At 65.1% G+C, this 22,170-nt stretch carries 18 protein-coding genes; 5 read left to right on the top strand and 13 right to left on the bottom strand.

The window, feature by feature from the left end; all coding sequences use genetic code 11:
* Positions 1–12: 12 nt before the first annotated feature.
* Positions 13–1,641, bottom strand: a complete 1,629-nt coding sequence (locus CXY74_RS10500; protein ID WP_104200391.1) for a DUF4389 domain-containing protein — start codon at positions 1,639–1,641, stop codon at positions 13–15.
* Between the two features lie 145 nt (positions 1,642–1,786).
* Between CXY74_RS10500 and CXY74_RS10505 the strand changes: the two genes are divergently transcribed.
* Together CXY74_RS10505 and CXY74_RS10510 are read left to right on the top strand one after the other, a co-directional pair.
* Positions 1,787–2,158 (top strand): cupin domain-containing protein, encoded by a 372-nt coding sequence (locus CXY74_RS10505; protein ID WP_104200392.1) that lies wholly within the window; start codon positions 1,787–1,789, stop codon positions 2,156–2,158.
* Positions 2,159–2,519: 361 nt separating this feature from the next.
* Positions 2,520–2,921 (top strand): hypothetical protein, encoded by a 402-nt coding sequence (locus CXY74_RS10510; protein WP_104200393.1) that lies wholly within the window; start codon positions 2,520–2,522, stop codon positions 2,919–2,921.
* Between the two features lie 368 nt (positions 2,922–3,289).
* Here the strand turns inward: CXY74_RS10510 and CXY74_RS10515 are convergent, their stop codons facing one another.
* Both CXY74_RS10515 and CXY74_RS10520 read right to left on the bottom strand, forming a co-directional pair.
* A complete protein-coding gene (locus tag CXY74_RS10515; RefSeq protein WP_104200394.1) occupies positions 3,290–5,107 on the bottom strand; it encodes an ABC transporter ATP-binding protein in 1,818 nt (605 codons plus the stop codon).
* A complete protein-coding gene (locus CXY74_RS10520) occupies positions 5,104–6,966 on the bottom strand; it encodes an ABC transporter ATP-binding protein (RefSeq protein ID WP_104200395.1) in 1,863 nt (620 codons plus the stop codon). Before CXY74_RS10520 ends, CXY74_RS10515 begins: the two co-directional genes overlap by 4 nt.
* Before the next feature lie 568 nt (positions 6,967–7,534).
* Between CXY74_RS10520 and CXY74_RS10525 the strand changes: the two genes are divergently transcribed.
* Positions 7,535–8,224, top strand: coding sequence for a DedA family protein (locus CXY74_RS10525; RefSeq protein WP_233193336.1), 690 nt, complete (start codon positions 7,535–7,537; stop codon positions 8,222–8,224).
* Positions 8,225–8,320: 96 nt separating this feature from the next.
* Here CXY74_RS10525 and CXY74_RS10530 read toward each other — a convergent pair whose 3' ends face one another.
* The 6 genes from CXY74_RS10530 to sucC all read right to left on the bottom strand — a co-directional run bounded on the left by CXY74_RS10530 (position 8,321) and on the right by sucC (position 15,234).
* Positions 8,321–9,400, bottom strand: coding sequence for a Glu/Leu/Phe/Val dehydrogenase dimerization domain-containing protein (locus CXY74_RS10530; protein ID WP_104200396.1), 1,080 nt, complete (start codon positions 9,398–9,400; stop codon positions 8,321–8,323).
* A 145-nt stretch (positions 9,401–9,545) separates the two neighbouring features.
* The gene (gene purH / locus CXY74_RS10535) at positions 9,546–11,213 is read right to left on the bottom strand and encodes a bifunctional phosphoribosylaminoimidazolecarboxamide formyltransferase/IMP cyclohydrolase (protein ID WP_104200397.1); all 1,668 of its coding nucleotides are present in this window, start codon (positions 11,211–11,213) and stop codon (positions 9,546–9,548) included.
* Positions 11,210–11,803: a phosphoribosylglycinamide formyltransferase gene (purN, locus tag CXY74_RS10540; RefSeq protein ID WP_104200398.1), complete on the bottom strand. Its 594-nt coding sequence runs from the start codon at positions 11,801–11,803 to the stop codon at positions 11,210–11,212. The genes purH and purN overlap by 4 nt, the downstream gene beginning before the upstream one ends.
* Before the next feature lie 10 nt (positions 11,804–11,813).
* Positions 11,814–13,061, bottom strand: coding sequence for a DUF6350 family protein (locus CXY74_RS10545; RefSeq protein WP_104200399.1), 1,248 nt, complete (start codon positions 13,059–13,061; stop codon positions 11,814–11,816).
* Between the two features lie 102 nt (positions 13,062–13,163).
* Complete coding sequence (gene sucD / locus CXY74_RS10550; protein ID WP_104200400.1) at positions 13,164–14,051, bottom strand: succinate--CoA ligase subunit alpha; 888 nt, start codon at positions 14,049–14,051, stop codon at positions 13,164–13,166.
* A gap of 13 nt (positions 14,052–14,064) precedes the next feature.
* The gene (gene sucC / locus CXY74_RS10555; protein ID WP_104200401.1) at positions 14,065–15,234 is read right to left on the bottom strand and encodes an ADP-forming succinate--CoA ligase subunit beta; all 1,170 of its coding nucleotides are present in this window, start codon (positions 15,232–15,234) and stop codon (positions 14,065–14,067) included.
* A 253-nt stretch (positions 15,235–15,487) separates the two neighbouring features.
* Here sucC and CXY74_RS10560 point away from each other — a divergent pair, with 253 nt between their 5' ends.
* Positions 15,488–16,198, top strand: coding sequence for a VIT family protein (locus CXY74_RS10560; protein ID WP_104200402.1), 711 nt, complete (start codon positions 15,488–15,490; stop codon positions 16,196–16,198).
* A 60-nt stretch (positions 16,199–16,258) separates the two neighbouring features.
* A complete protein-coding gene (locus CXY74_RS10565; RefSeq protein ID WP_104200403.1) occupies positions 16,259–16,669 on the top strand; it encodes a DUF3054 domain-containing protein in 411 nt (136 codons plus the stop codon).
* Between the two features lie 195 nt (positions 16,670–16,864).
* Here CXY74_RS10565 and CXY74_RS10575 read toward each other — a convergent pair whose 3' ends face one another.
* The 4 genes from CXY74_RS10575 to CXY74_RS10590 all read right to left on the bottom strand — a co-directional run bounded on the left by CXY74_RS10575 (position 16,865) and on the right by CXY74_RS10590 (position 22,139).
* Positions 16,865–17,632, bottom strand: a complete 768-nt coding sequence (locus tag CXY74_RS10575) for an FAD:protein FMN transferase (protein WP_233193337.1) — start codon at positions 17,630–17,632, stop codon at positions 16,865–16,867.
* A gap of 10 nt (positions 17,633–17,642) precedes the next feature.
* Positions 17,643–18,083 carry an FMN-binding protein gene (locus CXY74_RS10580; RefSeq protein ID WP_104200405.1) on the bottom strand — a complete coding sequence of 147 codons (441 nt, stop codon included), beginning with the start codon at positions 18,081–18,083 and terminating at the stop codon, positions 17,643–17,645.
* Positions 18,080–19,504, bottom strand: a complete 1,425-nt coding sequence (locus CXY74_RS10585) for a ferric reductase-like transmembrane domain-containing protein (protein WP_233193338.1) — start codon at positions 19,502–19,504, stop codon at positions 18,080–18,082. The genes CXY74_RS10580 and CXY74_RS10585 overlap by 4 nt, the downstream gene beginning before the upstream one ends.
* A gap of 97 nt (positions 19,505–19,601) precedes the next feature.
* Complete coding sequence (locus CXY74_RS10590; RefSeq protein ID WP_104200406.1) at positions 19,602–22,139, bottom strand: ATP-dependent helicase; 2,538 nt, start codon at positions 22,137–22,139, stop codon at positions 19,602–19,604.
* Positions 22,140–22,170: the final 31 nt, after the last annotated feature.

Below are 22,170 nucleotides of genomic sequence, written 5' to 3' on the forward strand. Positions count from 1 at the left end.
GCCCGGCACGGTCTACAGCGTCGACCCGGCGGGCGTTTTAGCGGCGGTTTCGGTGGCAGGCTCGGTCGGGCCCTGATCCAGTCGGAACGGCGGGTATTCGTCGCGCAGCAGTGCCGTGTACGTCACGACGCGAAACACCCAGCGGTTGACCCCCATGATGACGTTGAACAGCGGCCGCTGATACCGGCCGGTGAACAGCAGGATAACCCCGGCGACCACGACGAGAATGCCGAGGAGCGATACTCCGTCGGTTCCGCCGGCACCCGCGCCGCCGTCGCCTCGCCAGGGGTAGGCTCCGGCCGACCCGCCGCCGACGAGTACCGTGAGCAACACCAGGTGCGGAATGGCGAGCAGCCAACTCTTCACGAGCACGAGGCCGCGCGACAGTCGCTCGGGGTACTCGACGTCGAAGTCGGCGGGGTAGTCGGTGCGCGCGAGGGTGAATGGCGGGTATCGGTCGGTACCGAGGGCCGAATAGGCGTAGAACAACACGCGCCAGCTCCACCGCAGCACGCCCACGTTGAAGTGAAAGATCGAACGCGGGTAGCGACCGGTGAACAGAATCGAAAACGCCGCCACCACCGTCGTGACCAGGAACGCGAACCACAGGCCGGCGAGCAGTACGAAGTGCGGAACGGCCAACAGCCATTTGATCAGCCACAGCCCACGGGACAACACGGGGTCGAGGTGCCCGGTCAGTGCTGACGGATACACGGGTTTGACCGAGTCAGAAGCGACCAGAACGGATGCCTGCGGCGCGGTCGCCGCCCGGGCGACCCGCTGCGGGGTGACCGGGCCTGTCGCATCCACTCGGCCGAAGGCGGGCGCCTGCACTGGCGCGCCAGCATCACCGAGAGCACCGGGCTCGACCGTCGTCGGCGTGAGCCTTCTCCCGAGGCCGATGGCACCGAACACGACGAGAAGAACACCGAGCAGAAAAAAGATGCCACCGCCCAGGACGAGCCCCATGCTGATCGGCCCCAGCAGATCGGTGTGGACGCCGGCTGCGAGGTTCACCGCGATTCCGGGCCTGGCGTCGGCATTCATCACCACGACCGACCAGTCGCCCGCAGCGGGTTTCCAGATGATCTCCTGAGGGCCCGAGCCCGCTGCAGATTCGGTCCAGAAAGTCTGGTCGGCGGGAGCGGGGGGCGTTTGGGTGCCGGGAACGTCGAGGTAATCGACTCGAAACGGTGACGTCTGCACGTCACGCAGCTCGCTGTGATTCACGTCGGCGAGGTACGCATCGACGTCGGCGCGTGGCGCAATGCCGATGAACACGTCCCGGTCGGTCGCGACATTGCTGGCTTGCAGGCGCAGCGTGGCCAGGTCGAATCCGACTCCGGTCGGCACGTCGAAGTCTCTGCCAATGTCAAAATTCGGCGATGTGATCGCGGACGAATCGGTCGTGAAGATCTCGGCCTGTGATGTGAAGTATCCATCATTTCCCTGGGCCGCCGTGGCGACGGCGAGCGCCGTTCCCCCGGACAGCATGCCAGCACCGACCAGGCCCAGCACCGTGCCCAGAGCGAGCATGATGATCGCACCCGGTCGTCTCCCTGACCGTACGCGACCGGGAGTTGTGGGCGCTGAATCGGAAGGGGGCAGCGCGGGTCGAGTAGGTGAATTCAGGTTACTCATCGTCTGGCAGCCTTTCTGAAAACGTTTATGCCCAGGGAATGAACTTCCGAGTCCAGCATGCCCCACCTCCGCACGCCTGACCAGTGACCAAAGACCCGACTGTGGTTTGCTGTGCAGGCCTCCGGCGCGGTGCTACCGTGCTGCCATGCAGAGCGATCCGGTCGTTACCAACCCGCAGTTCTATCGGGTGATCTTTGAAAACGAGCGGGTGCGGGTGCTCGAGTACCTCGACCGGCCCGGCGACGAAACAACGCCGCATCGGCACCCGGATAGCGTCATGTTCACCCTCACGGCCTTCACCCGGCGGCTGACCACCGGCGGTCGATCCGTCGACCTCGAGCTGCCGGAGGGCGTGGCTCGGTGGCTCCCCGCCCAGGAGCATTCCGGTGCGAACATCGGAGAAACGGCCACGCATACCATTTTCGTGGAACTCAAGGAACCTGCCCCGGACCCGCTCACCCCCGGCTCCCCCGAGCCCCTCGGTCCCGATGGTTCCCTCAGTCCCGTGCCCGATTGAGCTGACCGACTCGACTGGAGAAGCCATTGGCCAGCGAGGGCGTCTGGATCTTCGGCACGAGTGGCGCGGAAGTCAACACCGGCGGCCTCCGCATGAACAAACATGCCCGGGCAGAATCAAATCCAAGGCTTCCGTTGCATCAGCCTTGCAAGCCCAGCTATGAAGAGTTCTTGCCGAACAAGATCTGGCCGGCTGCACGAGACCGGTCTATGGGCGTGGATACGCATCACTGCACGCATGATCTTTGCCGGTCACACGTTCCAGATGCTGATGCGGGCGGTATCGTGATACAGAAGCTCACCAAACTCATAAATCCAATGAAACTCACAAAACACACAGAGACTCACAAGGAATCCACTAGATGGAGAACCCATTCCGCCCCTCGGCGGGCGCCACACCGCCGGAAATCCTTGGCCGGGCAGGCCTTCTCGACGAATTTGACTACGGTCTGCGCCTGGGCTCAGGGGCACCGGGACTCCTGACCATCTTCACCGGTGCCCGTGGCATCGGCAAGACCGTCATGCTCGGTGCCGCCCACGACACCTCACCCAAAGACATGGAATTCCTTCACGCAATGGCCAAAGACGACAAACCATCGGTCGCCGGCGACATCGGGAGACGGCTGGGCGCCAAGACAAATCTTGTCGCCAACTACCGGACACGGCTTCTGGCCGCCGGACTCATTGAATCGGTCGGGCACGGCAAAATCGACTTTGCCATCCCCGGCCTACGCCGATATCTCAGTTCGAAGCCCGCTGGCTGAGGTGCCCACCGGGCCACCTTCCTGGCCCAGGCTCAGCTAACGCTCATGGTCATCGTCGCGGGTACTCGGGTCACTACAAGAGTCTTCTCCGTGGGTGAGGGGCCAGGCGTACTGAAACGATGCTGCGACGCTGCAACTGGCAGCGCGGCATGCCAGAGGCCGATGCCTCTACACGCGCTCCCGTAGGTCATACGCCATCGCCGTGAACTCACGAAACGGCGGTCTCGAGCAGCTCGCCGGGGACAACCCGCAACCAGGTCACCTGCACGGCGACTACCGAAGCTGGCGTGCACTGTGCACGACCGTCATGGTCCGAGACTGGTCTTTTTCCGGGAGCCACGAAGACGCTCGCCGTCTCCTGGGAGTGGCTATACGAGGGACTCGCGCCAGGCGGCGTGCATGGTCGCGAAGCGGCCGGTTCCCGAGATGAGGTCATTCGGGGTTCCGTCCTCCACGATGCGACCGTGTTCCATTACGAGCACCCGGTCGGCGATCGCGACCGTCGACAAGCGGTGGGCGATGATCACGGCCGTGCGATCAGCGAGCAGGGTTTGCAACGCCTCCTGCACGAGCCGTTCGCTCGGGATGTCGAGCGACGATGTAGCTTCATCGAGGATGAGCACCGCCGGATTGGCGAGAAAAGCGCGCGCAAACGAGATCAACTGGCGTTGTCCGGCTGACACGCGGCCGCCACGCTTGTTCACATCGGTGTCATAGCCATTCGGTAGATTCTCGATGAATTCGTGAGCACCGACGGCAGCCGCGGCGGCGCGAATTTGCTGCGCCGAAGCATCCGGTTTGCCGATTGCGATGTTCTCGGCGACCGAACCGCTGAACAAGTAGGCCTCCTGGGTGACCATGACGATTGCGCGCCGCAGGTCCTTGGGATGCAGGTCGCGCAGGTCTATGTCGTCGAGCCGAACCCGGCCATCCGTCGGGTCGTAGAACCGGCTCATCAGCTTGGCGAGCGTCGATTTACCGGCTCCGGTCGACCCGACCAAAGCGATGGTCTGCCCGGCCGGAATGTCGAGGTCGAAGTGCGGCAGGATCTCCCGATCCGCCTGATACGCGAACTGCACGTTGTCGAACCGCACCCGACCGCGAGCCTCCCAGAGGTCAACCGGGGCGACTGGATCGGGCACGCCGGGGCGTTCCTCGAGCACGCCTGAGATCTTCTCGAGCGCCGCAGCGGCCGACTGGTAGGAGTTGTAGAACATCGCCATCTCCTCCATCGGGTCGAAGAACCGGCGAGTGTAGAGCAACGTCGCGAGCAGTGCTCCGATGGCCAGCTGGCCGTCAGCCACCCGAAAACCACCAACGAGCAGCACGGCAGCGACCGTGACATTGCCAATGAGAACGAGCCCCGGGTCGAAGACCCCGAACAGCTGGATGACGCGCGCGTTGACCATGCGGTAGCTTTCGACGAGCGTGCCGAACACCGTCTCGTTGTGCTTTTCGGTGCGAAAAGCCTTCACGGCACGAATACCGGTCATCGTCTCGACGAATCGCACGATCAGGCTCGCCGATGCGACCCGCGACTGCCGGAACAGGCTCTGCGAGCGCACTTGGAACCAGCGGGTGAGAATGACGAGCGGCAGCAGTGCACCGAGGAGCACGAGTCCACTGGTAGCGTCAAGCAGCACCAGGGCGATCGCGGTGAATGACATATAAAGGATGCCTTGCACCAGCTGGTTGATGCCGGAATCGAGCAGTTCTCGAATGGCATCGAGGTCACTGGTCTGGCGCGAGATGATGCGGCCGGAAGTATACGACTCGTGAAATTCGAGGCTGAGTTTCTGCGTGTGCAAGAATACCCGCTTGCGCAGGTCGATCAAGACGCCCTGGCTCACCCGGGCGCTCAACACGGTGTACCAGGCGATGAGGAGCGCGCCGAGCACCCCGGCGATCAGGTAGATCGCGCCGGTCGCGGCAAGCGGCACCCAGTTTTGCTTGAGCAATGCGGGTAGCCCGCGGTCGATGCCGAAGGCGATGAGCGCGGGGCCGGCGACCTGGGCTGCGGTCGAGACGAGGACCACGAGCATGGCGAGCACGACCTTGCCGCGCACCGGCAACAGCAATGAACCGAGCAGGCGCAGCGAACGCGCGCGGATCTGCTTGCTTTCGGCCTTGGTGAAGTCGTGGCGTTCTTCCCCGCTGACGCCGCGGACACTCCCCTTGGCGGTCACAGCTTTTCCTCCGCTCGGTTCGATTCTCTGCGTTCTTCGTCTTCGAGGCTGGAGATGACGAAGGTATAGTGCGCGCTGGTGCGCAGTAGCTCGGAGTGCGTTCCGATGGCGGTGATGCGGCCGTCTTCGAGCAGCGCCACGCGGTCGGCAAGCATGACCGTTGACGGTCGGTGCGCCACGATGAGCGCGGTGGTGTCGACGAGCACCTCTCGCAGCGCGTTCTCCACGAGCGATTCGGTGTTCACATCGAGCGCCGACAGCGGATCGTCGAGAATAAGAACGGATGGCCGCGCCGCGACCGCGCGAGCAAGCGCCAGACGCTGACGCTGCCCGCCGGACAGGCTCATTCCCTCTTCGCCAACGAGGGTGTCGACGCCGAGGGGCAAATCGTGCACGAAATCGGCCTGCGCGATCTGTAGGGCCTGCGCGAGCGCGGCGTCCGCTTCGAGGCTGCTGTCGGCCAGGTCAGCGCGACCGAGTAGAACGTTGTCACGAACGGATGCCGAGAACAGGGTGGCATCCTCGAATGCCATCGCGAGGTGGCCGCGCAGTTCCTCGCGACGCAGCGCCCGCACGTCGACACCGTCGAGCGTCACGGCGCCCGCAGTCACGTCATACAGCCGGGTGGTGAGGGCCGTGAGTGTGGACTTGCCGCTTCCAGTGAGGCCGACGAGCGCCATGGTCTCCCCCGGCTCGAGAACGAGGTCGATGCCGTTGAGCAGGTCAGGAAAGCGCTCGGGCGAATCCGGGTAGCGAAAGTGCACGTTATCGAACGCGAGTCGGCCGAGCGGTGCCGCCACTGTGGCCGGGTCCTTCGGGTCGGTGATCTCGTTCGGGGTGTCGAGAATGTCAAAGAAGCGATCGGTCGCAGTGCGCGCGTCGAAGGTCATCGAGAGCAGGAACCCGATCGATTCCACCGGAAACCGCAGCACGGTGGCGGTGGCGAAGAAGGCCAGCAGCTCGCCGCTGCTCAGGTCATCCTGGCTGGTGAGCCAGACGCCGACCACGAGGCAGAACGCGAATGCAACGTCGGGCACGAGCAGCAACCAGAGCCAGATGCCCGCAATGGCGCGGGCCTTCTCGATCTCGGTGCCGCGCAGGCTTTCCGCCTGTGAGGCGAAGTTCTTGAGGGCGAAAGACCCGCGGCCGAATGCTTTGAGCACGCGAATTCCGTGCACGGACTCTTCGACGGCGGTTGCGAGGTCACCGGCCTGGTCCTGGCTGCGCCGGGCGATCACGGAGTACTTCTCCTCGAAGACGTAGCCGTAGATCCAGATCGGAATCGAGCAGACCACGAAGATCACGCCGAGCAGCCAATGCATCCAGAGCAGAATCACAACGCCGACGACGATGGTGAGGAAGTTGACCACGAGCAGCATGAGCCCGAACGACACCCAGCGGCGAATGAGGTTGAGGTCGCTCACGGCGCGCGAGAGCAGCTGCCCGCTCGGCCAGCGGTCGTGAAAGCTCACCGGCAGGTCCTGCAGCCGGGCATAGAGGTGGTTGCGCATGCGCGCCTCGATGTGGGTGCCCGGGGTGAGTACGAACCAGCGGCGCAGGGCGATCATGATCGCCTCGAGCAGACCGAGTCCGAGAACCATCCACACGGCCGGCCAGATCTGCACGGCGCTGTCGCCGTTCCCCACCGCGCTGAGCGGGCCGTCGACGAGCCAGGCCAGCACCTGCGGTATGGCCAGGGCCACGAGACCGGCGAGAAGCGCCGCGACCACGCCGCAGTAGATGCGCGGCAGGGCCGGTTTGGCATAGGGGTAGAGCCGTTGCAGGCTGCGAAAGGTGTTGTTGCGTACCGGGGCGTCATTGGTAGGCGGCGGCGGTGCCTTCGATGCGGTGGTGGTCATGGTCCAGTCCTGATTGTGGTGCGGCCGCGCCTCGGGTCGCACCGGGCAGCGGATGATTCTGGTCGCCGATAGCCTGCCGGCAATGGGCTGGCAGTGTTGACGAGAACGTGTCGCATGAGGCGTTACGCACGGCGGTCAGGCGCGGCTGAGTTGGCGCACGGGCACACATGCTGAGTGCCCGCCCTAATGAGCAACGACGAAACTAGCCGGCGCAGGTCACCACGGCGGCGGCGCGGGTGGTGGGGCGGGCAGGGAACGAAGCGCCAAAGGAAGCGCCGTGGTTCGCAGCCGTTGCGAGCGTGATCGGTGCTGTCTTTGTCATGTCTGCCTCCTGGGCGCCTCAAGTATGTCTGTCACATGCCCCCGGATCAGGCAGCCTTTCAGAATATTGGGAAACGGGGGCAGAACACAAGTATTTTCTGAACCAGGAGCATCCGCTTGCCGGGCGGGCAGGCCTGCGCCGAGCCCGGACAACGCGGCACATCCCAGCATCACGTCCCGTAGTCTGGAGCCTGCGCCTCTCGTTGGCATGGCCATGCCCCGCGCTCGCTTGTTGGAAGGATTTTTCATGCTGCCCACCCTGTTCGGAATCGATTTTCTCGACTCTGAGTGGCTGATCCACTCGTTTGGATCATTCGTGCTGCTGGGCGTCGCCGTTATCGTGTTCGTCGAGACCGGTTTCATCGTGTTGTCGTTCCTACCGGGCGATTCACTGCTGTTCACCGTCGGTCTGCTGACCGCGACCGGCGTCGTGCCGCTGCCAATCTGGGTGACCTGCCTGGTCGTATTCGCAGCCGCATTCGCCGGTGACCAGCTCGCCTACGTCATCGGCCGAAAGGCCGGCCCCGCAGTGTTCTCGCGCGAGAAGAACCGGTTCTTCAACCCGCAGAATGTCGAGCGCACCAACGCCTTTTTCGCCAAGCACGGCGGTAAGTCCATCATCCTGGCCCGTTTTCTGCCGGTCTTCCGTGCCTTCGTACCGGTTGCCGCGGGCGTCGGCAAAATGCGTTACCGCAGCTTTGTGACCTACAACGCGATTGGCGCCTTCGCCTGGGGCGTCGGCCTCACCCTGGTTGGTTTCTTCCTCGGTCAGATCGCGTTTGTCGAGGCGTACTCCGAGTTCTTTATCATCGGCATCATTCTGCTTTCCGGAATTCCGATCCTCACCGAGCTGGCCAAGGCCGGTCGCACCACGCTGAAGGAGCGTCGTGTGGCCGCCCGAGTTGTGCCCACCATCCCGGTCGACCTGCGCGAATAAGCCGGCTCCTGCCGTGACCGCGCAGGATCTCGGTGGCCGCTACGGTAATCGTGCGTAGCGGCCACCAAGATAGGGCGCGCTCATGACATGGGCGGGCTAGCTGGCGGCGTTCAGGCGGGTCGCGGCGAGCAGTTCGGCGGCCGCGAGGGTCGTGATCTCGGTCGCGCCGGCATCCGTGAAGATCTGCGTGAGCACGGACCCGATGCCCGCAACGCGCTCGGTGATCTTGGCGCGATCGGCGTTCGGTTCGCTCGCCAAGTCAAGGTAAACGACGCCGCCGGCGTTGACGACGAAATCGGGTGCCCAGAGGATGCCGCGCGCATCCAACTGGGCGGCACCGGCCGGATTCTCAAGCTGGTTGTTGGCGGCGCCGCAGATGCCGAGCACGTTCAACTCCGCAATCACAGCGGACGTCAGTACACCACCGAGGCCGCAGGGCACGAACAGATCGGCATGCACCCGGTGTGCATCAGCGACCGACACCCAACGGGCGCCGAGTTCGTCGGCGAGCACACGCTTGTCAGGGTTGATGTCGGTGACGGTGAGGGAGGCGCCAGCGGCAGCGGCGGCCGCTGCGACGCGGCCACCAACCTGGCCGAGGCCCGAGATCACCAGGTGGCGGCCGCGCACGTCGCGGCTGCCGAACAGTGCCTCCAGGGTGGATTCGATGCCCGCGTACACGCCGGCCGCTGTGGCATCCGCTGGCTCGCCGACGCCGCCGCTCGCGGCAGGCAGCCCGCAGACATGACTCGTGCGTTCGGCCACGATGGCCATGAGCTCGGCGCTCGTTCCAACATCTTCGGCCGTCATGTACGCGCCCTTCACGCTCTCGATGGCATCGCCGAGGTCGAGCATCGCCAGCCGCTTCTCGGCGTCCGTCAGCACCGTGCCGAGCGGCAGATAGATGACGGACTTACCACCGCCGCGGTTGAGGCCGGCGGCCGCGTTTTTCAGGGTCATGGCCGCGGAGAGGCGCAGGGCGTCGGCGACCGCGTCGGTCCAGCTTGCGTACTGCCAGAGGCGCGCGCCGCCGAGGGCCTGGCCGAGACGGGTCGAGTGGATGGCCACCGTGATCATCAGCCCCGATCGTTTCCCCGTTTCGATCAGCACTTTTTCATGGGAAAGTGGAATCTGCGCGAGGGAATCGAGGGCTGCGGCAGGGTGCGTGAGGGTCATGGAAACTCCGTTGTTTCGGGCTTTGTGGGCCGAGTGTGGCGGCGCCGGTGTGTGGCACCGCCGCCCTCAGGATACCGGTGGGCGTGCGGACTACCCAAAAAGCACCTTCGATTCAACGTCGAAGGTGCTTTTCTTGGGTGGAAACCTAGTGGAAGAAGTGGCGCTCTCCCGTGAAGTACATCGAGACACCCGCCGCGGTGGCTGCGGCGATGACCTCGGGGTCGCGCACCGATCCGCCGGGCTGCACGACGGCGGCGATGCCAGCGTCGAGCAGTACTTCGAGGCCGTCGGCGAAGGGGAAGAACGCATCCGACGCGGCGACCGAACCCGCGGCCCGTTCGCCGGCGCGGCTCACGGCGAGGTGACAGGAGTCCACCCGGTTGACCTGGCCCATACCTACCCCGACGGATGCCCCGGCGTGCGCGAGCAGAACAGCGTTCGACTTCACGGAGCGGCAGGACTTCCACGCGAATTCCAGATCGGCGCGGATGGCGGCATCCACTTCGGGACCGGCTACGAGAGTCCAACCGTTTGAGCTGAAGTCTTCGAAGCTGTCGGTCTCCTGCACGAGCAGGCCGCCGGAGATCTGGTGCAGTTCGAGCGAAGAACGCTCATAGTCGGCGGGCAGCTCAAGCAGGCGGATGTTCTTCTTCTTGGTGAGCAATTCCACCGCTGACGGCTCAAAGCCGGGGGCGACGAGCACTTCGGTGAAGATCTCGCTGATGGTTTCGGCCATTCCCAGAGTGACGACGCGGTTCGCAGCGATCACGCCGCCGAACGCGGAGACTGGGTCGCAGGCGTGCGCGCGCAGGTGGGCGGATGCGATGGCATCCGGTGCATTGGGCTTGGCGATGGCGATGCCGCAAGGGTTGGCGTGCTTGACAATCGCAACGGCCGGCTCGCTGAAGTCGAAGGCGGCGCGCACCGCGGCATCCGCATCGACGTAGTTGTTGTACGACATTTCTTTGCCGTGCAGCTGCCGGGCTTGCGCGATGCCGCGGCCGCCGTCCCCGACGTAGAGCGCGGCTGCCTGGTGCGAGTTCTCGCCGTAGCGCAAGATCGCGTCGCGAGTGACCTCGATGCCGAGCCCCTCGGGGAACGGCGACTCGTCATCATCGTCATCGTCGTCGTCGTCAAAGGTGGCGTCTTCATCGAGCGCCTCCGTGTCGTCCTGCCACTGGTCGTAGACGTTCTCGGTGAACCAGGCCGAGACGCTCAGGTCGTAGTCGGCGGTGTGCTCGAAGGCGAGCGAGGCGAGCTTCTGACGCAGCTTGAGCGTTGAGCCACCCGCGGCCATGGCTTCGATGATCTCACCGTAGTTGACCGGCTCGACGACGATGGCCACGTTGGCGTGGTTTTTAGCGGATGCCCGCACGAGCGCCGGTCCGCCGATGTCGATCTGCTCGATCACGTCGGCCGGTTCGGCGCCGCTCAGGGCGGTTTCGACGAAGGGGTACAGGTTGACGACGACAAGCTGGAAGGCCTTGATGCCGAGCTCGGTCAGCTGCGCTTCGTGCGTTTCGAGGCGCAGGTCGGCGAGGATGCCGGCGTGCACCCCGGGGTGCAGGGTCTTGACCCGGCCGTCGAGCGATTCCGGAAAGCCCGTGACCGAAAAAACGTCGGTGACGTCGTAGCCGGCGGCGCGAATGGCGGCCGCGGTGGAGCCGGTGGAAACAATTTCGACGCCTCCGGTTGTCAGGGCAGCGGCGAGTTCGAGCAGCCCGGTCTTGTCGCTAACGGAGATGAGCGCACGCTCGATCACGATCTGGTCCCGGTTGCGGTACGAGCTGGGCGCGCTGGTGTGAGCGATCATGCGTTGCTGTTCTCCTTGAGGTTCATGTGTCCGTTGGCGATGTCGAGCACAGCCTGGATGAGTAGGCGCCTCTCGACGATCTTGATGCGATTCTGCAGGGAAGCTTCGGTGTCACCGGTCAGAATGTCCACGCGCTCCTGAACCAGGATGGGGCCTGCGTCGACACCGTTGTCGACCACGATGATGCTCGCTCCGGTTCGAACCGCGCCAGCGGCCAGGGCGTCGCGCACGGCGTGCGCCCCCGGAAATTCGGGCAAGTAAGCGGGATGGGTGTTGATCAGGTTCGGCGACAGGGCGGCGACCACGCGCGGCGGCAGCAGCCGCATCAGGCCGCTGAGCACGACCAGGTCGGGCTGCCACTGCTGAATCTGCGCGAGCAGTTCGTCGCCCCAGGCCGCCCGGTCAGCGAAAGAGGAGAACGGAACAGAGAAGGCGGGGACACCGAATTCGACGCCGAGCTCAAGTCCGTCGGCGTCGCGATCAGCTCCGATTGCCACGATGCGTGCCGGAAACTCGGCGTCTTCTGACGCTTCCAGCAGGGCCCGCAGGTTGGATCCTCCGCCGGAGATCAGCACGACAATAGACAGCACGATCTTCAGCCTACCGTTTGGCGGAGCGCCGAGACGGGAGCCGTACCCGGCCGGCGAGCATGCCGAGTGCCGCAGCGACGCCGATTTCGGCGGCGGCGAGCGCGCCGACCAGCAGCGGATTCGGCCCGACCTGAACCAGTCGACCCGGGCCCATCGCGCCGGCCGACCACCAGGCGAGCAGGCCGAGGAGTGCGCCGGCGACGACGCCCATGCCGAGACCGGTGAAAACGTGCGCGAGCGTGGTTCTCTCGGGAACCCCCGCGCGGTCCAAAAACTGCCGGGTCACGACAGCGAAAACGAAACCGATCAGAACGGGCGCAAGCAACCCGAGAAAGCCGTAGGTCGGGGTGCCCTGCGGCAGGGCGCCGAACAGAGGCAGGCCGGGAAGGGTTCCCACTACGGTGCCGATCGGCGAGACGGTGGTGCCAGCGCCGAGCGCGATGCCGGGCCCGACAAACCACGCAGCCGCCCAGATAACGAGGTTGGGAATGAGTGCGAGCTGGGCCAGGGTGATGGTAGCGCCGCCGAAGACACCGGCCTGCACCGCCTCGTAGAGCCCGATAATGGTCGCGTAATTGACCGCGATGAGCACGGCAACGGCCACGGCGGACACGATCAGCACGCCCGCGGCGGCGGCTGTTCCACCGCGCAGTGCACCCTCGATGACGGTGCGACCGGTGTGCGGTATCCGCTGGTAGGCCGAGCGGATACCGCGGCTCACGCGATCCAGGCCCACCACCGCCCCCACGGTCTTGCGCCGCCCCAGTTCCGCCCCCACCAGAACCCCGGCAGCATAGATGAGCGTCGGCAGCACGAGCCCCTGCAGTTGGTTGGGCGCAACCGTTTCCGACACCGCGGACACGGTCACCAGTGCGGCGAGAACTGCATACGTGCCCACGGCGACGGCGACGCCGACGACAAGGTGCGGGGTCTCGGCGGCGCGACGGCCAGTGTGCACGCCCATCAGCACCGAGAGCATTGCGAAGCCGAGCGGCACCACCGAGATGAGAAAGGGGGTGTCTGCGCCGGTCAGGGCGAGCCCGGCGGCGATGTCAGGGCCCAGCTGCACCGTGAGGTCGACGCCGTTGCCGAGCAACCAGATATCAGCGGCAGCGCGCCAGAAGACGAACCATTCCACAGAGAGGCCGAAGTGGGCGGCCCAGAGCACGGTGAGCGGTACCATCGCGATGCCGATGCCGATGGCGACGACAAGTAGAGCCTCGAGAGCGGCGAGCAGGGCGGTCGTTATGCGGTTCATCCGTTGCGAGCCTATATCGCCGGGCCGGTAATGCTCACCAGCACGCGCCCACCCATGCAGAAAGGGCCCGCCGAAATTCTGCGAGCCCCTTCCGACAGTGAATTACAGTGCGGTGAGTGCCTCACGCAGCAGGTTCGCAGCCTCGCTCGGCGTCTTGCCTACCTTGACTCCGGCGGCTTCGAGGGCTTCCTTCTTGCCCTGGGCGGTTCCGGCTCCGTCGGAGACGATGGCGCCGGCGTGGCCCATGGTCTTGCCCTCTGGAGCGGTGAAACCGGCCACGTAGCCGATGACCGGCTTCGTGACGTGCGCCTTGATGTACTCGGCGGCCTTCTCTTCAGCGTCGCCGCCGATTTCGCCGATCATGACGATCGCCTTGGTCTCTGGGTCGTTCTCGAAGGCCTCGAGGGCGTCGATGTGCGTGGTGCCGATGATGGGGTCGCCACCGATACCAATCGCGGTGGAGAAGCCGAGGTCCCGCAGTTCGTACATCATCTGGTAGGTGAGGGTACCCGACTTGGAGACGAGCCCGACCGGGCCCTTGACCGTGATGTTCGCCGGCGTGATGCCGACGAGTGCTTCCCCGGGCGTGATGATGCCGGGGCAGTTCGGGCCGATGATGCGGGTCTTGTTGCCTTTTTTGATGGCATAGGCCCAGAACTCGGCCGAGTCCTGCACGGGAACACCCTCGGTGATGATGACGAGCAACGGAATCTCGGCATCGATCGCTTCGAGGACGGCGTCCTTAGTGAACACCGGCGGCACGAAGATGATCGACACGTCGGCGCCGGTCTTCTCGACGGCCTCGGCGACCGTGCCGAAAACGGGCAGTTCGACGGTGCCGTGCACGACGGTGGTGCCGGCCTTGCGGGCGTTGACGCCACCGACGACCTGGGTACCGGCCTTGAGCATGAGGGCGGTGTGCTTGGTGCCCTCACCTCCGGTGATGCCCTGAACGATGACCTTGGAGTCTTTGTTGAGGAAGATTGACATGCGTGGTTGTCCCTTACTTCGCTGCGTGGGCGAGTTCGGCGGCCTTGGCGGCGCCCTCGTCCATGGTGGCGGCCAGTGTTACGAGCGGGTGGTTCGCCTCGGCGAGGATGCGACGACCCTCCTCGACGTTGTTGCCGTCGAGGCGAACGACGAGCGGCTTGTTGGCGCTCGAACCGAGTTCGGCGAGCGCACCCACGATGCCCTTCGCGACGGCGTCACACGCGGTGATGCCACCGAAGACGTTGACGAAAACGCTCTTGACCTGCGGGTCGCCCAAAATGACGTCGAGGCCGGCGGCCATCACCTCAGCGGATGCTCCGCCCCCGATGTCGAGAAAGTTGGCCGGCTTGACACTGCCGAAGTTCTCACCGGCGTAGGCGACGACGTCGAGGGTGCTCATGACGAGCCCCGCGCCGTTGCCGATGATGCCGACTTCACCGTCGAGCTTGACGTAGTTGAGGCCGGCAGCCTTGGCCTTGGCTTCGAGCGGGTCGGCCGCAGCGGCATCCTCGAGAAGAGCGTGCTTGGGGTGACGGAAATCAGCGTTCTCATCGAGGGTGACCTTACCGTCGAGCGCGATGATGTCGCCCTCTTCGGTGAGCACCAGCGGGTTGACCTCGACCAGGGTCGCGTCTTCACCCGTGAATACGTTGTAGAGCTTGACGAAGACCGGGGCGACCTTGTCGACGAGCTCGGCCGGGAACTTGGCGTCGATAGCGATCTGCTTCGCCACGGCGAGGTCGATGCCGACCGAGGGATCAATGGCCGTGTAGGCGAGCGCTTCGGGCTTCTCGACGGCGAGAACTTCGATCTCCACGCCGCCCTCGTAGCTGGCGAGCGACAGGTAGGACCGGTTGGAGCGGTCCAGGAGCACGGAGAAGTAGAACTCCGCCTTGATGCGGGCTCCACCGGCCACCATGACGCGGTGAACCGTGTGGCCCTTGATGTCGAGGCCGAGGATGCTCTGGCCAGCGGCCTCGGCGTAGTCCGGAGTCTTGGCTACCTTGACGCCGCCGGCCTTGCCGCGGCCGCCGACCTTGACCTGCGCCTTGACCACGACAACGCCACCGAGCTTCTCGGCCGCTGCGCGCACTTCGGCGGGGGTGTCCGCGATGATGCCCGGCAGAACCGGCACACCATATTCCTCAAAAAGGTCTCTCGCTTGGTACTCGTAAAGATCCACGCTGCTCTTCCAATCCGCGTCTTGGCGATCACACCGCCGGTGAAGATATATGAGGTTGTTGGTAACAGCAGTCCTCGCCGTAAATTAGCTCGACATCAAGACATACCGGCCCGTGAAAACTCTAGCGCGTGATTCGAGCGTCAAGGCGCACTCGCAGAGCTGCCGAAACACCACCGTGCTACCGCTGAACGCCACCGCGAAGGCTAGCCACACCTTGCTGGACGACGCCCCCGTTGGGTGCTTATCTAGTACTATGTCCGATCTTGCTCAAGCGGTGGAACCGCACGCCGCCGGCCTCGCTTCCCGGCTGAACTGGCTGCGCGCCGGTGTTCTCGGCGCGAACGATGGCATCGTCTCGGTCGCCGCCCTTGTCGTCGGTGTTGCCGCTGCCACCACCGACTCCCACGTCATCCTCATCGCCGGAGTTGCGAGCCTGCTCGCCGGCGCCATTTCGATGGCCCTCGGTGAGTACGTGTCGGTGAGCAGCCAACGCGACTCCGAACGCGCCCTCATCGCCAAGGAAACCTGGGAACTCGAGAACGAGCCCGAGGAGGAGCTCGCCGAATTGGCTGGCTTCTACGAAGCCAAGGGACTCTCATCCGAGACCGCCCGGCAGGTCGCAGTCGAGCTCACCAAGCATGACGCCCTTGCAGCCCACCTCGAGGTTGAGTTGCACATCACCGAACAAGACGTGTCGAATCCCTGGCATGCGGCCTACGCATCCGCTATCGCCTTCACCGTCGGCGCCGCGCTCCCCCTGCTCGCCGTACTGCTGCCGCCCGCCGAATACCGTATCGGCGCCACGTTCGTCGCGGTCCTGATCGCCCTTGTCATTACCGGCTGGCTCAGCGCCCACCTCGGCAACAGCCCGAAGCCGCGGGCCATCGCCCGCATCGTCATCGGCGGAATCCTCGCCCTCGCCGTGACCTATGTGATCGGCGCCCTCATCGGCGGCAGCGTCTGAGCGAGCTGGGCTCACAGCCAACTCCGGGTTCCGTACCGACCGGGTGGATAGGCTGAAAATATGGCATCACTGCGCATCGGAGTTGGCCCCCTATCGCGATCCTCGATCAGTACGGCGGGCGCTTTTGACGCGGCCCTCGTGCTGGCTTTCGCTGCGATCGGCCGATTGAGCCACGGCGAGAGTCTGGCGGGACTCGGCGTGACCTATTGGCCGTTCCTCGGCGGCCTGATTATCGGCTGGCTCCTGCTGCGCGCCTGGCGACACCCGCGCCGTATCGTTTGGACCGGCGTCGGCATTTGGATCGCCACCGTAGCGGGTGGCCTGCTGCTGCGCCTCGCCAGCGGCCAGGGCGTTCAACTCAGTTTCGCGATCGTCACGACTATCGTGCTCGGCCTGTTCCTGCTCGGCTGGCGGGCCATCGCCGCGCTCCTGCTCCGCCGAGGCCGCCAGCGGATGCCCGCCGCGGCCTGATTTCAGGATCAGCCTCTCCCGCACGCGAGGGCGGTCGATTCGAAGCAGCGGAACCGTCGCGTCACCAGACGACCAAATGCCACGGACCAACTGTCCGCCACGCTGTCCGCCACGCAGCCCACCACGCTGTCCGCCACGCAGCCCACCACGCTGTCCGCCACGCAGCCCACCACGCTGTCCGCCACGCAAAATCGCCTATGCGGTCCGCCTCAGTCCCGGCGTTGCGAGCAACTGGCCGTCACGCAACACCGCGAGTACGTCGATGGCGAAGCGCTCGGTCATCTCGCTCAGCGTCGACTCCCCGCCGGCCACGATCGCCGTCGCGAGTACGTCAGCAGTGAGGATATCGGCCGCGAACACACTCACCTGTCGAAATGGCGACGGTTCGCCGTTCAGGGCCGTCCAAATGTGTTCGCCGCGTTCCGCGCTGCCCGAGGTGGCCACGGCCCGAAGCGGATACCCCAGCGGAACGTTCGCAATCACCTCACTCCGATTGCCCGGATCTACGATTGCCACGACCCATTCGGGGTGCCCGGCATCCCCACTGACCAGGACATCACCGCCAGCGTTGATCGACCACTTGGCCGGGCTGCGCGCCGTCAGGGCTGTTCCGGCTTCGGCGATGGCGAGCGCCTTGACCACGCCCGAGAGGTCGATGACGCCATCGGCACGATGTGGCGTGAACACGCCCTGGGTGCGTTCCCGCCAGTCCAACGCGAGGGCGTAGCAGGTGCGCAGACTCTGACTCGCCTCGGTCAAACGGATGTCCCCGCGCGCGATGCGACTCAGTTCCGAGTCCTCCCGGTACAGGCTGAACTGCTCGTCCCAGCGACGAAATACCGACTCGACCACTTCAACGGCAGCGGAATCAAAATCTGCGGCGGAATCACCCAGGCGCAGGCTCACGACCGTCCCCATCGTTGCACAGGTGCGCGCCGGCATCCGCTCGGAGTCCCAGCCCACAGTCGCCGCCCTAGAATCCGGCCGTATCGAGCGCTGATTGCAGGGACCGCAGGTAGCCCTCGCTCGTGTACGTGGCACCGCTGACGTTGTGCACCTTCGCGGACTGCGCGGTGAGCACCTCGGAGCGCAGAATCGGCGCGGCCTGATTACTGATGCCGGCCGACCGGCCCCCACGGTTGGTCAGCTGCAGCGGGGTGACCTCGGTGATCGCGCCGTTGGCGATGGTCACCGACACCTGCATGTTGCCGTATTGGGTCGGCACCACCGCGCCGGTGAAGGTGCCAGACTGCGCTGCCGCCTGGGTCGCTGACGCGGCAGCGGCCATCGCCGTGCCGCCGCTGGACGCGGTCAGGCTCTGCGAGGCCTCAATCGCCGAGGATCCCAACTGCCACCCGATACCGACGATCGAAACCGAGGCCAGGGTGGCCAGGGCTACCGCGCGTGCTCTCACCAGTCAAACCTTTCGTAGTGGATCTGCTTTTTGGGCACCCCGGCGGAGCGGGCGTCGCGCACGACAGCGTCGGTCCAGGGTCGGGGACCGCAGATATAGATGTCTGCGCTTTCGAGCCCGGGCACGATCGTGCTCAGGGAGGTCCCGGCCCTGACGGCATCTGCGGGAAGCCAAGTACTGACTCCCTGGGGACGTTTGCCGGCGATAATGCGCAGCTCGGCGCCGCGCAGTCGGCACAGGTCGGTGAGTTCGTCGACCAGGTAGGTATCGCCGAGGCTGTGCGAGCGGAGCAGCACGGTGGCGTTGCCGGGCGCGAACGACACCGTTTCCAGTAGCGACCGAATGGGGGCGACGCCGATGCCTGCGGCGATCAGCACGACGCGGAGCGAGGTTCGAGCGTTCTCGGTGAACAGCCCATATGGACCTTCGAAGCTGACCCGGGTGCCGCGTTTCACGTGGGGAAGCTGCTTCGAAGCATCGCCCAGGCCGCGAACCGTGATGCGCAGTCCGCGCTCACTCGGCGCTGACGACAGCGAGAACGGATGCGCCTGCCACCAGAGTCCATCGGCCCAGAACCGCCAGACGAAGAACTGTCCGGAGGTCGCCCGGAGCCTGTCTAACTTTCGGCCGGTCAGGGTGATTGAGGCGACACCCGGAGCGACCGCCTCCACCCGGTCTACGACGAGGCGGTGGCGCAACGACCGGATGACCGGCAGCAAGAATCGGAACACGATGATGGAGCCGGCTACCGCCGCGTACAGGGCGAGCCAGTAATACCGGGCGATGGCGCCGTCTCTGAGCAGACCACCGACACTCAACTGGTGCGGGATGGCCACGAGCACCGAGAAGTAGGCGAGCAGATGCACGGCGTGCCAGGCCTCATAGCGAAACTTGCGGCGCACCACCACGAGCGAGGTGATGACGACACCGATCATGAGCGTTAGGCCGAGAAAGGCGAGCGGTATGTCGGGCAGGGACGTGAACATGTTCCAGGTCTCGGCGACCACGTTGACGTTTTCGGCGAGCGCGTAGCCGGTGATGAGCAGCGCAGCGTGACCGAGAATGAGGTAGAGAGCCGGCTTGCCGAGCGACTGATGCACGGCCATAGCCTGATCGTGCCCGAAGGCGCGGTCGATCGGGGGCAGCCGAGCGGCGAGCACGAGCATGATGAGCAGCAGGTCGGTTCCGACCAGGCCCGCGACGATTCCCAGGGACGTGAACGCGTCGGCGGGGGTGCCGAACTTGGCTGCTCCCCCATCCGCGAGAAAAATGGCGACCACGATGGCGACCGAGGCAACACAGAGAACCTGCAGGCTGTCAGCGAGGCGCATCCGCTTCTTATAAGCGGGGCGCGGCGAGGTCACCCGTGGGGTGTTCGTAGGCGCGGTGCCGGTTCGAGTTTTGCGCGTGTCGAGGCTCATGAATTGAGCATCGGGCGGGCGCCCCTCGAACAGCTATCGAGAGCCTGTGAGCAGTCTGTGTGTTACCAATGCGTCGAGCACTGCCGCAACAAGCACGCTAGATCTTTTCGATCGGGGCGATCTTGATCAACAGCTTTTTGGCACCCATGCTGTCGAACTGCACGTGCGCGATGCGCTTGGTGCCCTCGCCGGTGACCTGGTTGACCCGGCCTTCGCCGAAGTCATGGTGGCGGATGCGGTCGCCCGCTTCCAGCTCGAGGCTGCCGTTGTCGCGCACCGTTCCGGTGATCTTGTTCGCCCACTCGGTCTTCGGCTTGCCCGGCGGCAGCCCGGCCTGCTTCGCGCTGTTGCTGCCACTGCTGCGTCCGCCATATCCGTCGCTCGAGCTGCCGTTCAGCGAGTTGCCGAAGCCGCCGAAGCCGCCGTCGCGTCGCGCGTTGAGCGCTCGCGGCTGCGTGCCCCCGCGGGAGTTGGCCATGCCCGGCGACTGCTTCCAGTCGATGAGCTCGGCCGGAATCTCCTGCAGGTATCGGCTCGGCATGGCCACGTTGATGTCGCCGAACTGGGCCCTCGTCATAGCGAGCGAGAGATAGAGCCGCTTGCGAGCACGGGTGATGCCCACGTAGAACAGACGACGTTCTTCTGCGGGGCCACCGGGTTCGTTCGCCGACATCTGGTGCGGCAGCAGCCCCTCCTCGACCCCGGTGAGGAACACGGCCTCATATTCGAGGCCCTTCGCGGTGTGCAGGGTCATCAGCGACACCGTTCCCGAGGCATCGTCGAGGTCGTCGGCGGCCGCCACGAGGGAGACCTGCGTGAGAAAGTCGACCAGGCCGCCGTCGGGGTTTTCCTTGTTGAAGGCCTTGGTCTGGGCAACGAGCTCTTCGATGTTCTCGGCCCGAACCTCGTCTTGCGGGTCGCGGCTGTTTCGCAGTACGGCGAGCAGCCCGCTGCCGCTCAGCAGAAACTCCAGCACTTCGGACACGTTGGATCCACCGACCGGCACACCGTCATCGGTGACCGAGGTCGGCACGAGCATGAGCGCTGCGGCGTCGAGCAGTTCGGCCAGCTTCAGGATGGCCCCGGTCACCTTGGGACCGAGACCGAGCGCGGCCGAGTTGCGCATGGCCTGTCGAAAGGTGAGTTCGTTGTCGTCGGCGAAGCTCGACAGCCCGGTTTCGGTGGCCGGGCCGATGCCGCGCTTGGGAGTGTTCAGAATGCGGCGGAGGGCGAGTTCATCGACCGGGTTGGCGACGGCGATGAGGTAGGCCAGGGCATCCTTGATCTCAGCTCGCTCGTAGAACTTCGTGCCCCCGACCACCCGGTACGGCGTGGCCGAGCGCACCAAAATCTCTTCGAGCGCTCGGGTCTGCGCGTTGGTGCGATAAAACACCGCCATGTCGCGGTAGGCCATGCCGGCAGCGTGCAGCACCTGGATCTCATCGGAGACGAACTGGGCTTCGTCGTGTCCGGAATAAGCGGTAAAACCGACGATCTTCTCGCCGTCGCCGCCGGCGCTCCAGAGCTTCTTGTCGGTGCGGTCGAAGTTGTGGCAGATCACCGCATTCGCTGCCGAGAGAATGTTCTGGGTCGACCGGTAGTTCTGCTCCAGCAGAATCACCTTTGCTCCCGGGTAGTCCCGTTCAAAACCGCTGATGTTGCGGGTGTCTGCCCCACGGAAGGCGTAGATCGACTGGTCGGAGTCACCGACCACGGTCAGCGACGCCCCGGGGATGGTGCCGGTGGCGTCACGCAGGTTACGCACGTGTACGCCGTCGTCTTCCATCTCCTGGGCGAGCTCGGCGGTGACCGGCCGGGTGAGCTCGTGCACGAGGGCGTACTGGGCGTGGTTGGTGTCCTGGTATTCGTCGACCAGCAGGTGCCGAAACCTGCGCCGATACAGGGCGGCGACCTTGGGGAATGCGCGGAACAGGTAGACGGTCTCGCCGATGAGGTCGTCGAAGTCCAGCGCGCTCGCGGCGCGTAGTCGGGCCGAGTACTGTCGAAAAATCTCGACGAACATGACCTCCTGCGGATCGCTCATGTTCGCGTTGCGGGCGTAGGAATCGGCGTCGGCGAGCTCATTCTTGAGCTTGGAGATCTTGGCGCCCGCCGAGCCGGGAGTGAATCCGTAGGTGTCGGCGTCGAGAGCCTTGATGATGCGCTTGAGGGTGACCTTGGTGTCGGCCGAGTCGTAGATGCTGAACGTGCGGGCAAGGCCGATCTTCTCGGCTTCGCGGCGCAGGATGCGCACGCAGGAGGAGTGGAAGGTGCTGATCCACATTCCATCGGAGGCCTGGCCGAGGATGGCGTGCACGCGTTCGCGCATTTCAGCGGCGGCCTTGTTGGTGAAGGTGATGGCGAGAATCTGGCTTGGCCAGGCATCGCGGGTTTCGAGCAGGCTTGCCACCCGACGGGTCAGTACGCTGGTCTTGCCCGAACCGGCGCCGGCGATGATGAGCAACGCCTGGCCGCGGTATTCGACCGCCTCTTTCTGCTGCGGGTTGAGCCCGTCGAGCAACGGGCTCTGTTCGCTTTGCCCCGTGCCTGCGTACCCGTTGGAATCGAGAATGATCGGCGTGGCCGAACGATTTGAGGTTTCGGGCGCGGATTCCGCGTTCAGAGGTGTGATCATGGCGGTTTCCAGTGTAGGCGAGGCCCCTGAC

Origin of the sequence: Cryobacterium sp. Y29 (assembly GCF_002929825.1) — a bacterium.
Taxonomy (GTDB): domain Bacteria; phylum Actinomycetota; class Actinomycetes; order Actinomycetales; family Microbacteriaceae; genus Cryobacterium.